Raw genomic sequence first — 10828 nt, 5'->3', positions numbered from 1 at the left:
CGCTCTGTAATTCCTGCTGTCTCTGTCTCCAGTCTGTCCAGACGCTCCGTAATTCCCGCCGTCTCCGTCTCCAGCTTCCCCAGACGTTCTGCAATCCCTGTTGTCTCGGATTCCAGCCTGTCCAGACGCTCGTCAACCCGTCCGAAACCTTCATTCATGCGGCGGTCCATCTGCTGAAGCATCTGCAGAATCGTATCCATCTTCTCAGCCATCTCGTCCCTCCGTTCCTCAATCACATTCATTACCTACAGTATATCAAAACCACCATGGCTTTTCAGCTGCAACCCAGGGATATTCTCCTAACCTACCCTCTACCATTCATTTTGATAGACAGCACAAATAGAGATAATTCTATAGCGAACTACCTCTGCTGCTATTTGTTCTTCCGGTTTTGTCGTTCGTGCATGAGTAGCACCAACCATTTGAATTAAGTCACCCATTAATTCTTCCCGCGTTCTAATTGTTCAAGGCGCGAATTTATTTCTAGAATCTCTCTTTGAGTACGGCCGGCACGTATATCTGAAATGTCACGATCACGTTGTCGTTCCTGCCGGATGGCTGTTACTTCTCCGTGCAACTTATGAACATCAAGTGCCAGGCCTTCCATTTGTGCCTTCATCTCTTCTTGCCCATCACGCAACGCCCGGACGATTTGGTTTGTTTCTTTTTGTCCTTCTTCCAATACATCAATGCGCTGATTTAATACATCGATGCGCTGATTTAATACATCGATGCGCTGATTTAGCTTTTGGCCTTCGCTCTGCACTCCTTGTAGAGCTGATAAAATTAAATCGAGCTTATCACTCATGCTTTGACCTCCTCTTTTTCATCGTCCGGTATATGTTGAATGACATCTTTACTATTGCATTCCAGATGTTCTTAATTGTTCTTTGATCATTTTTATCTATTTACAAGCCCGTGCGCAGGACATTTCCAACTTCTTCTTTTCTACACTTCCTACCTCTCACCACAACACACATGTCGAAACATCAAACCTTATCTATATATAAGTACTTTCCATAATGGATTGCAAGAAAAAGCCATCTCCCTATTATCCTCTCTTTTTTTCTCCTAATTATAGAATTTTTTCTATATAAAATGCGGGAAGCAGCATGTCCATTGCGGCCTTTGCTCCTAAATAAGACCCGCCAACTCCAATCACAATGAAGGCTTCCGCTTTTTCGCGAATCTCCACCCCCACGCGCCTAATGCGCTCATATTCTTCCCTGTTATATGTTTTGGGCCACTGTATCCAGCCGGTATACTCTACCCCTACCCCTGTGCCGGCGTGCAGCATCTCATGCGCGTGCCAGACCCTGGAGGCCATCTGCTCCAATTCATGCTGTGCAAAAAAAGCTTCAGCATAATAAAGGAAAGCAAGTGTTCATTGTATTTTTCACACTTGCCTTCCTCTCCCTTATCATTTTATCGAATTACATATTCACCGCGAATCATAATGTCCGCCGGTCCTTTGACCACTTTCAGGCCGCGGCCGTCGTCACGCGGCAGCAGCAAATGATGATTGGCCGGTACGGTTTTACCCAGCGTAATATTCGTTCCTGAAGTCAGGTCAGGCAGACCATAGCCTTCTCCTGCCGGTGTATGGGCCGTCACTTTGCCGGTCCGTACAATGAACTCCGTTCCGGCATAGCCGATAATCGTCTTCCCTTCCGGCACTTTCTCCACAACCAGCTTAGCCGAATCCGCCGGTGCCGGTGTCGGTGCAGGCGTCTGCGTACCTGATCCGGAATTTACTTGATTCAAAATCTCCTGCTTCACTTTCTCCACATAGCTCTTCGTTACGATCGGGTCCGCGTCGGTGCCCGGTTCGGCCGGAGCGGCGGCGCCCGTCGAGAGTGCACCTGCAATCAATGCCAGCGCGGCGCCGACTATACCGTATCCCCACTTCTTCATGCTTTTTCCTCCCTCGTGTCCATGTTTTGTCTGTATGTATAGACGCACCTCCAGGAAAAATGTTGTGAAAACATCGAAGCTATTTCACATGAACCAGGATGTCCCCGCCCCGCTTCTCGACAAAAATGGACGGAAAGTCACTGTCAAGCTTATCAAGCGCAAGCCACAGTGTGCCTTTCTCGTTACGTAGATATGTATTATTCTTCGTCGAGTACTTACGAACGACCTCACCGCAGCGCAGCACGGCCTGCTGCCGTGCTCCATCCCAATAAATCTGACAGCCGTACACTTCGGCAAAAGGCCGAAGCGCGATAAACCACTTGCCTCCCACTTTCTTCGCCAGACTATTCCCCGCCGGAAAACCGGCCACGCCTGCCGTTCCGTCCGGATATAAATGAAGAGCAGTAGAACCATGTAGATAGGATATAGCCCTCATCACCTGTTCGTCCGGATTTTGTACCACAATGTCGGGGAGAATACCCTGGCCGTTAATCTTGTGCATTAGCGGGGAGAAATACTCTTCCACCGTCAGCTTGAGAACTCCGCCTTTTTGCAGCGGTATCAACTCCTGGACCGTGCCTTTGCCGAATGTTTTGGTGCCGATAACGGTAGCTACTTTATAATCCTTAAGCACGCCGGTCAGTACTTCCGAAGCGCTGGCTGTCAACCCATTCACCAGCACAACCATCGGTATCTGAATGGAACCGGATTTGGCAGAAATATCGGTCAGTTTTCCGCTCCGATCTTTTACATGGACCAGCGCCCCCTTATCGACGAACATGTCCGCAATCTCTATGGCTGCATCCAAATATCCTCCGCCGTTATCCCGCAGGTCAAGAATCAATCCTTCCATTCCATCGCTTTGCAGTCGGGACAAATGCTTGCGGAACACTTCCGCACTATTGTCAGAGAACGTATAAAGAGCCATGTAGCCGATTTTATTGTCCAGCATCAGGCTATCCACCGGGGAAAATTGCAGAATTTCCCGCTTCAACTGCACGGTATGTTCTTTTCCACCCCGCTTCACGGTCAACTCGACGCTGGAGTCAGGTTCCCCTTTCATCCATTCCGTCACTTGTTCGATGGATTGCCCGGCTACCCGCTTTCCGTCCACTGCAACGACTTCATCTCCCTCGCGCAAACCGGCTTTCTCCGCCGGAGACTCTTCGAAAATGCTCTGGATGATAAGCTTATTATCCTGCTGTTGTATATAAATCCCGATACCGGCAAATGTGCCTTCCAAACCATTATAAAAATCCTCGAACTCCTGCTCCGTAAAGTAGGTCGTATACGGGTCCCCCGCCTCTTCCAGCAGGCCCCGGATCGCTCCATCTGTCAGACGCTTGATATCATGCTCGCTGTTGAGGTGCTCTTCCATGATTTTTTGCAGCACTTCATGAATGCGCGCTTCCTGGGCCGCATAGGGAATGTTCCTCGCTTCCTGCGGCTGCGCCGCGTCCTCCGCGGCCCACACAGGTGCAACACCACCGCTTATACTTGTTATCAGAGTACTCCAGATAAGTAGTTGCTTTATTTTCTTTTTCAAGCTGCTCGCTTCCTCTCCCGATTTCTCTTTATACTTTTAAACGAAAGCAAAGGCTATATTATTTTTACCTCTGCCACCTTTGAAATATCAAGAAAATACCTGTGTTAGTTATTCGACACACACAGAAACTATCCTTTTTCTTCCTGCAACTTAATTATAAACGGCCAATGCCGCGAATACTTTGCGCCGCATCCACTGCCGGTTCATCTGTTTGCCGCGGATGACAAGCTGGGAGGACCGTCCGCCATCCAAATTTAACGCAGTGTGACACCCCGCCTTTCTCAGCAGCTCAGCCAGCGCATAACAGGTCAATCCTGCAGGCCGTCCGTCCGTTACCGCTAGAATCACGCTATCGTCCGTCAGCCCGATGGCCGTACGCGGATGCGCTTCCGCCGTAATGGCCGCTTCCATATGGACACTTGCTTCCAAGACTGGCAGCAGCAGCGGCGACGATTCCAACGCCCAGCACGCACCCGCGAAGTCGGAAATCTTCTTATCTTTTATGGTATCGATCCGCACCTCTCCATCCATATCCTGATAAACATAGAAGCCGCCTAACGAACGCTCGATTACCGTCCCGTCGCTATACTTCATTCCCGTGATGGAGTAACCGCCATCCAGATGAAAAAAGTTCGCGTTCACCATTATTATCGGCAATTCCTTTCCTTCTTTTTTGAACCGTCCGTATGTATGGACCAGCAGTTCTCCTTCCCGCAGGCACGGAATCAGCTCCATGCGCGCCCGGCGGGAAAATTTTGCGAAATGCACCGATTTCTCTTTCCAATATTCCATCAGACTATAATTGCGCTCCTTTTTCTGTGAAAATCGTGAGGAAAGACGGAGAGAAAGAGGAAAGGAGATCCAGGGGAGAAAAAGGCGTTCGCCTTTTTCCCCATTGAAATCACCCCCTCGTTCTCTTCTCTCTTTTCCTTCATACCACAAAAGTCAGCCATCTTCCCCATCATTTTCATGTCGGGATTGTGGCTGAGACGCCATGGTCGTTTTCTGCTTCGTCATCTTCGCCTGTTTTATGGTAAAATAAAAAAGATATTTTGCATAAGGAACGAGACGCGCCGCCTGTGTCTCGTTTTTCAGTTTCGTACATAAGGATGGACGTTCTATGTTATTTCATACGGCTGAATTCTTTTTTCTGCTTATCATTACGTTTGTGCTGTATTATTTGTTTCGCAATGCCCGGCTCGTCCTGCTCGGTGTCGCCAACTGCCTGTTCTATGCGGCGGCGAGCTGGGGGTTTCTCGGACTGTTTCTTGGCGTCTCGTTTATATCTTACCTGATTGCGCGCCAGATTCCGCGCGGACGCAGCCGTTTCTGGCTGACGCTTGGAATCATCATGAACGTCGCCAACCTTGCGTTCTTTAAGTATTCGATGTTTATTATCGAGAACCTTGAGACGGTTACCGGTCTAACGCTGGTTGCCAGGGACGGCTTCTGGTCTACTATCGTGCTGCCGATCGGAATCTCGTTCTATACGTTCCAGCTTATCGCGTACCTGGTGGACGTCTATAAGGAACGCATCCAGCCGACGAATTCCTATCTGCGCTTCTGGGTGTTTATTGCCTTCTTCCCGCACCAGCTGGCCGGGCCGATTATGCGCGGACACGAATTTATGCCCCAGGTGGAACAGACACCTAATCTGACATTGACGCCGACGCACTTTAAATACGGTGTCTATCTCATTTTATGGGGGTTGGCTAAAAAAATTCTTATCGCCGATCAGGTCGCACCCATCGTTAATGACTATTTCAAAAATCCGGCCGATTTGACGATGGCGGAAGCATGGACCGGCGCGTACCTGTTCGGGTTCCAGATTTACGCCGACTTCTCCGCCTACAGCGACATGGCGGTCGGACTCGGCTACCTGTTCGGTTACCGCCTGCCGATGAACTTCCTGAGTCCGTACATCAGCGCCAACGCGACTGAATTCTGGCGGCGCTGGCACATTACGCTGTCCAGCTGGATTCGCGACTACATCTATATTCCGCTGGGCGGCTCACGCAAAGGGCGCATTCGCAAAGACGTGAACCTGCTTACGGCCATGCTGATCTCCGGACTGTGGCATGGCGCGATGTGGACGTTTGTCATCTGGGGATTCCTGCACGGCCTCATGCTTGTCGTTCATAAATGGTATGCAGACGGGCTAAAAAAGCTACTGGACCGCCTGCCTTCTCCGCGTGCTGCGGTCTCCCGCATCATGTCCCGGGTCTATCACGCGGTTGCGGTGTTTATCTTTTTCCAGCTTACCACAATTACGTGGGTGTTTTTCCGGGCAGAGGGTGTGCAGGATGCGTTTGATTATATCGGTGCGATGTTTGATCCGGCAGGCTGGGCCAACTTTGCGCAGCAGGTGGCTTCCCAGGCATCGTATCTATGGCTGGTGGTGATTTTGTATGCCGTGCACCTGCTGGAGTATGTCATACGCCGCCATGAGACAAGCATCGCTTCCTGGTGGCACCGCCGGGTTCCGGCGCCTGCCCGCGGATTGGTGTACGCTCTGCTTGTGTTTGTAGTGATAGCGATGATTAAAGGTGAAAAACATGACTTTATCTATTTCCAATTCTAGTGAACAAACCAGATCGCTGCGTCGGCGCCGCAAACCGTCCTGGTGGATGAGAGGGTTCATCTGGGCGCTGCTGTTCCTCGTGCTGTGTGAAGCGTTCCTCTTCCGTAACCCGGCGCTGTACGGCATAAGCCCGGCCAGCTTTATCGGCCAGATTGCTGATGTGGAGAAACGCCTTGAGGCACAGGACACAGAGAAAATCAAATTGCTGGTACTGGGTGACTCTCAAAGCATGGACGCGCTGCGCCCGCCGTTGCTGGCCGCCCGCTACGGACTGAAACCGGATGAAGTGTTCAACTTAAGCGTCAGCGGCGGCAAAGCGGTCGATATGCTGCACCTGTATGAGCGGCACAAAGACAAGATGCCTAATCTTCAGCGCGTGATGATTTCAGTCAATGAGCATCAGCTCAATAGCACGACCGATCACGCGGACAATAAGTTCCGCTACCATGCGACGCTATGGGAACGGTTGCAGGTGCCGCATGTCGAAGAGAAAGCGGACCTGGCATTCGGCTGGCTGCTGTATTCATACGGACTGCGCGAAGTATGGACCCAAATGTGGAAATTGTACTGGGAAGGCAAGCTGCCGCAGCAGCCCCGCGATAAATACGCTTATAAGTGGGGACTCCCTCCCGTAGAAGGGCGGGATGCGAAGCATTTCGGTCCGAACTATGCAGCGGAAGTGGCAAAGCGCTGGATGCCGGAGTACCGCCTTGAAGGTGCCCAGACACAGGCGCTGAAACGCTTGATGGGCGAGCTTTCAGAGCATGGAGTACAGATTACGGTGCTACAACTGCCCCGTACCCAGGCGTTTGAGCATGTGATGAAGACACAGTATGCAGCCGAGCAGGCCGCTTATCGGCAATTCATTGACAGTGTAGCGAAGCAGCATAATGGCGAATTCGTGATTATCCCACCGACGCTGGATGATTCGTATTTCCGGGACGCAAACCATGTGAATAAGAAAGGTGCGGAAAAAATAACGGCAGAACTCCCTTGAGGGCTCTGCCGTTTCTTTCATTGCTGTTTGATTTTAAAAATCTCCCGCTCATGTTCACCGATTTTCATATCATAAAACTGCAAATCCTGCCTGGTAGCCTCACTTTCCCGTAAGCCGGTTATCAATGCCCGTCAATCTGTAATTGACATTCTGCAACTCATCCAATATGCGGTTCAGTATAGCCTCCATTTCTTTTCCTCCTCGTCCCTATTCTTGTATTTCTATTATAGAAAAATTTGTCTTCAATTCTTCTCTACACTTTATAAATATCCCCACGATTTCCAATCGCCTCTATGTATACGATTTTCTCCTCATGCTCAATACGAAAAAGCACACGGTATGTACCAACTCTTAAACGATAGAGTCCCGTGTGCCCTTTCATGGTCTTAATATCTCCTTGCGGGGGAATTTCGAGAAGACCTTTTAATCCAAGTGCCATTCGCTCTTGAACAGCCTTTTCCTGTTTGGCTATAAACTTCAGCGCTTCCTTACGGTAAATCAACTTGTAACCCGAACTCACGCTTTGCATCCTCCCCTGCAATATATCCCTCATCGCTATTTAATTGTCGAATCTCTTCTTCTGTCAGCGGTTCATCATCCGGCTCTTCTTTATCTATCTCATCCCAGGAAGTTGTTTTCTTTTTTGCGCGCTCAAGCAGATACTGCAAAAAATCAAAAGCTGTTTTTTTATCAGCGTCACTCAATTTTTCAATCATTTCATGCAGCAATTCTTTTTCGATAGCCATATTGTCGCCTCCTAATCAATGTTATAATGTCCGCGACCATACTATTGGAGTTCATTTTCTTCATTTCTATTATAGCAAAATTCGCCTGTCAGCGGTTCATCATCCGGCTCTGCCTTTTCTCCATCGCTTCCAGCATGCCGGATTACTCATTGCTCACACTTCTAATTGTTTACGAATAACTTCACAATCCTCTACCCATACTACCTACTTTATTCTCCATCTTGTGCCGGGTCCAAACCCAACCCGCTCAATAATCCCTTCATCACTCATTGCCTTAAGAACAGCATTAATGGTTGGCCGCTTAATATCGGGGCAACGCTCTTCAATTTCCCGCACCTGGAAGGGGACGATAAAGCTCATCACCATTTCTCTTACCCGCTCTGTTTTCTGACCTCTGGTGCTTGCAATGACTCCTACGCGACTTTCGAACTCACGATATGCCTTTAAAATTGTACCAAGAAAATACTCCAGCCACGGAAGGATGTTATGCTGCCCTTCGTGCCAGCCAATTGAAGATTTATATAAGGTATCGTAATAACTATCCTTTGTTTCTTCGATAATTTTCTCTAAAGAAATAAATCGTCCTACATTATATCCTGCTTGATACAGGCAGAGGAGAGTTAACAGACGAGCCATCCTTCCATTTCCGTCACGAAACGGATGAATGCATAAAAAATCTAAAATAAAAGCAGCAATAATAATAAGTTCATGCGGATTTTTTTCTTCCATGGCCAGGGAGAAATTCTTACACAGGTTATTCATCGCTTCATCGGTGAGGATAGCCGGTGTCGGTTTAAAACGAACATGAACCGTTCCATCCGGATGTTTTTCTGTAATCTCATGGTCATTAAATTTCCACTTCCCTCCCTCTCCTGGCGAGAAAGAATATAGCATTTGATGCAGTTGTCGAATTACACCCGGTCGAATCATAATATCGGATGCTGAACTATGAATAAGAGAAAGTACGGAACGGTATGCGGCCACCTCATTTTCAGAACGATTTTGTGGTGTTGTTTTTTCTGCCATTAGCTCTTTTAGCCGCTGATTCTTAATTACAATACCTTCAATCCGATTGGATGACTCTGTACTTTGAATGGTGGCAACCTCCTGTAACTTTCTTAAAACCTGAGGAGATTGCTGTTCGTACAGGCCTTGTTTTCCTTTATAAATAGAAATGTCAGAAATCAAACGCAAGAGATTTGAATTAATCATCAAATGGTTATGTAAAAAACTGTTATTAAAACTAGACATCAAACTTCCTCCAGCACTCTTTTTCTCATATCACTCAAATATTCTTATATTTTATAATACAAAATATAAGATAAAGTGGCAAGATATAAGAAAAACACAAAAACGACGGAACGTATAAAACGTCCCGTCGCTTTGATCACAAGTTCCTACCTATTAACCTACTTCTTTTCTACCTCAACCAGCCACTCGCTCAGATCCGGATTCTCTTTCTGCTGCATATCTTTATCATACGTCAATGTCCAGCGCGTCACAGACTTTGGAGACAGCTTCACCTGCGACATATCGAGCGTCCGCGACGCCACCACGTCCCCCGCCGCATCACGTAACGTAAACACCATCGCCTTGTCCAGTGCCACTTCCTCGCTGCGCCCGTTGCGCAGGAACAGCTCGGCCACCAGACTGCCGTCTTCCGTATAATTCACTGTCGTTCCGATGAAATTCACCTGATTCTCCGTCTGCTCAATCGCGCGTTTAATCTCATCGATCACCTGCTGGTCGCGCTCTTCAATATACTCTGACATCGAGAACTGGTCCGCCGGTTCGAAATCAAACTCCGACACCTGTGTCCGAATCTCGCCGTTCTCCATATGGAAGCCGACCGACCAGGAAGACAGATCGGCCTGCGGCACCAGAAAATCGCTGTATGGAAAGACGAAACGCCACGGCATCGCGCTGTGCGCCGGCACCACGCCCGCCTCGCTCATATCGAACACGCTGCGCGCAATCGTATTCTGCGCCGCATCCTGCAGCACCAGCGGCACGCGCGTTAGCGCAATGTCCGCATCCATATTATTACGCAGCACCGCAAGCAGCGACAGCCCGGTCGTATCCTGTCCGATTTTATATCCATCAATCGAAAGCTTCCCTTCCGCCACTTCCGGCAGCTCACTCAGGAAAAACTGCATTACATACCGGTCCTCCTGGGCGAACTGGCTGTCGAATTCTTTCGGAAAATAAAGCCCCATCACCGGGCGGACTTCTTCCGTTTTCTCAAGTTCGGCATGTTCTTCACCCGCTGCGGGGGCTTGTTCGACTTCCTGCTGTTTCGCTCCAGAAGAACGAAGTTTTTTAAAAAACGAAATCATAGGCAGAATCCTCCTTCTTACTCTTGTCTCATTATACCGCTTTTACCTCCAAAGAAGAAGGGCAGCCAAAAATTAGCACATGAGATTTACGATTGTGTCTATACAAATTACTCCATATACACTTCCAGTGCTTTGCGCAGCTTGCCAAGCGCTCGCTGTTTCTGTTTCTTTACACGTTCATACGGAATACCGATTATGGCGGCAACGTCTTTCAAAGAATGTCCATAGCGAATATGCAGCGTCAGGCATCTCGCCTCCGCCTCGGTCAGATGTGTCATCCACGCCTGCCATACCGCCGCTTCGTCCGGCGGCCATGCGTTCGTATCTACAATCATATCCTGCCAATCGCCCTCTCCGTCTTCCCCGCAGGGCGCAGGGAACTGATGGCGGCTTTGCCAGCGGTACTCCTTCGCATCCCAGTTCAACAGCGCACCGCGCACGATAAGATAGACATAGCTGGACAGGGAAGCTCCCCTCTTTGCATCATAAAACGCAAGCCGTCGCCAGCACGCGATGCGGGCCACCTGCCTCGCTTCATCCCGTAACCCGATGGGATAACGGGATACCATTCGTTCCAGCAGCCGTTCATACGTACTGAAAAACTCGACCCATTCGTTCTCTTCCATTGCTTCTCCTCACATTCGCGAGGACCGGTCCTGCATGTATTGCGCGCACTTTCATCATAGCCGCACCGGAGCATTCCTGCAG

Annotated in this window: 12 protein-coding genes and 1 pseudogene; 2 read left to right on the top strand and 11 right to left on the bottom strand. The window is 49.1% G+C overall.

Translation table 11 applies throughout. The features are described from left to right. The 6 genes and pseudogenes from B2899_RS00970 to B2899_RS00945 form a co-directional block, all read right to left on the bottom strand. Nucleotides 1–212: pseudogene (locus B2899_RS00970) on the bottom strand (hypothetical protein); the annotation flags it as partial. Nucleotides 213–439: 227 nt separating this feature from the next. Next, on the bottom strand, nucleotides 440–808 hold the full coding sequence (locus B2899_RS00965) for a hypothetical protein (RefSeq protein ID WP_286883361.1): 369 nt from the start codon (nucleotides 806–808) through the stop codon (nucleotides 440–442). A gap of 267 nt (nucleotides 809–1075) precedes the next feature. Next, nucleotides 1076–1327 carry a hypothetical protein gene (locus B2899_RS00960; RefSeq protein ID WP_286883360.1) on the bottom strand — a complete coding sequence of 84 codons (252 nt, stop codon included), beginning with the start codon at nucleotides 1325–1327 and terminating at the stop codon, nucleotides 1076–1078. A 98-nt stretch (nucleotides 1328–1425) separates the two neighbouring features. Further along, on the bottom strand, nucleotides 1426–1914 hold the full coding sequence (locus tag B2899_RS00955; protein ID WP_146810353.1) for a hypothetical protein: 489 nt from the start codon (nucleotides 1912–1914) through the stop codon (nucleotides 1426–1428). A 79-nt stretch (nucleotides 1915–1993) separates the two neighbouring features. Further along, nucleotides 1994–3460, bottom strand: coding sequence for a S41 family peptidase (locus B2899_RS00950; protein WP_286883358.1), 1467 nt, complete (start codon nucleotides 3458–3460; stop codon nucleotides 1994–1996). 150 nt (nucleotides 3461–3610) lie between these two features. Next, nucleotides 3611–4252, bottom strand: coding sequence for a phosphodiester glycosidase family protein (locus tag B2899_RS00945; protein WP_286883356.1), 642 nt, complete (start codon nucleotides 4250–4252; stop codon nucleotides 3611–3613). A gap of 328 nt (nucleotides 4253–4580) precedes the next feature. Between B2899_RS00945 and B2899_RS00940 the strand changes: the two genes are divergently transcribed. After that, a complete protein-coding gene (locus tag B2899_RS00940) occupies nucleotides 4581–6041 on the top strand; it encodes an MBOAT family O-acyltransferase (protein ID WP_286883355.1) in 1461 nt (486 codons plus the stop codon). Next, nucleotides 6016–7038: a hypothetical protein gene (locus B2899_RS00935; RefSeq protein ID WP_286883353.1), complete on the top strand. Its 1023-nt coding sequence runs from the start codon at nucleotides 6016–6018 to the stop codon at nucleotides 7036–7038. Before B2899_RS00940 ends, B2899_RS00935 begins: the two co-directional genes overlap by 26 nt. A 253-nt stretch (nucleotides 7039–7291) precedes the next feature. On the opposite strand, the gene B2899_RS00930 is transcribed toward B2899_RS00935, so the two are convergent. The 5 genes from B2899_RS00930 to B2899_RS00910 form a co-directional block, all read right to left on the bottom strand. Continuing rightward, nucleotides 7292–7558: a type II toxin-antitoxin system RelE family toxin gene (locus B2899_RS00930; RefSeq protein ID WP_286883351.1), complete on the bottom strand. Its 267-nt coding sequence runs from the start codon at nucleotides 7556–7558 to the stop codon at nucleotides 7292–7294. Continuing rightward, the gene (locus B2899_RS00925; protein WP_286883349.1) at nucleotides 7527–7784 is read right to left on the bottom strand and encodes a hypothetical protein; all 258 of its coding nucleotides are present in this window, start codon (nucleotides 7782–7784) and stop codon (nucleotides 7527–7529) included. Before B2899_RS00925 ends, B2899_RS00930 begins: the two co-directional genes overlap by 32 nt. A gap of 204 nt (nucleotides 7785–7988) precedes the next feature. Further along, entirely contained in the window at nucleotides 7989–9035 is a 1047-nt protein-coding gene (locus tag B2899_RS00920) for a Fic family protein (RefSeq protein ID WP_286883347.1), read from the bottom strand. 158 nt (nucleotides 9036–9193) lie between these two features. Further along, nucleotides 9194–10120, bottom strand: coding sequence for an SLAP domain-containing protein (locus B2899_RS00915; protein WP_286883344.1), 927 nt, complete (start codon nucleotides 10118–10120; stop codon nucleotides 9194–9196). 107 nt (nucleotides 10121–10227) lie between these two features. After that, complete coding sequence (locus B2899_RS00910; protein WP_286883342.1) at nucleotides 10228–10746, bottom strand: sigma-70 family RNA polymerase sigma factor; 519 nt, start codon at nucleotides 10744–10746, stop codon at nucleotides 10228–10230. Between the last annotated feature and the right edge of the window lie 82 nt (nucleotides 10747–10828).

The organism is Aneurinibacillus sp. UBA3580 (assembly GCF_002375825.1).
Lineage (GTDB): Bacteria > Bacillota > Bacilli > Aneurinibacillales > Aneurinibacillaceae > Aneurinibacillus > Aneurinibacillus danicus.
Note: the sequence above shows the minus strand (reverse complement) of the source record. Positions and strands in the feature narration are given on the sequence as shown.

Excerpts from the sequence above, each read along its gene's own strand:
- B2899_RS00965 (WP_286883361.1), bottom strand. The coding sequence starts at position 808 with ATGAGTGATAAGCTCGATTTAATTTTATCAGCTCTACAAGGAGTGCAG.
- B2899_RS00960 (WP_286883360.1), bottom strand. The coding sequence starts at position 1,327 with ATGGCCTCCAGGGTCTGGCACGCGCATGAGATGCTGCACGCCGGCACA.
- B2899_RS00955 (WP_146810353.1), bottom strand. The coding sequence starts at position 1,914 with ATGAAGAAGTGGGGATACGGTATAGTCGGCGCCGCGCTGGCATTGATT.
- B2899_RS00945 (WP_286883356.1), bottom strand. The coding sequence starts at position 4,252 with ATGGAATATTGGAAAGAGAAATCGGTGCATTTCGCAAAATTTTCCCGC.
- B2899_RS00940 (WP_286883355.1), top strand. The coding sequence starts at position 4,581 with ATGTTATTTCATACGGCTGAATTCTTTTTTCTGCTTATCATTACGTTT.
- B2899_RS00935 (WP_286883353.1), top strand. The coding sequence starts at position 6,016 with ATGACTTTATCTATTTCCAATTCTAGTGAACAAACCAGATCGCTGCGT.
- B2899_RS00925 (WP_286883349.1), bottom strand. The coding sequence starts at position 7,784 with ATGGCTATCGAAAAAGAATTGCTGCATGAAATGATTGAAAAATTGAGT.
- B2899_RS00920 (WP_286883347.1), bottom strand. The coding sequence starts at position 9,035 with ATGTCTAGTTTTAATAACAGTTTTTTACATAACCATTTGATGATTAAT.
- B2899_RS00915 (WP_286883344.1), bottom strand. The coding sequence starts at position 10,120 with ATGATTTCGTTTTTTAAAAAACTTCGTTCTTCTGGAGCGAAACAGCAG.
- B2899_RS00910 (WP_286883342.1), bottom strand. The coding sequence starts at position 10,746 with ATGGAAGAGAACGAATGGGTCGAGTTTTTCAGTACGTATGAACGGCTG.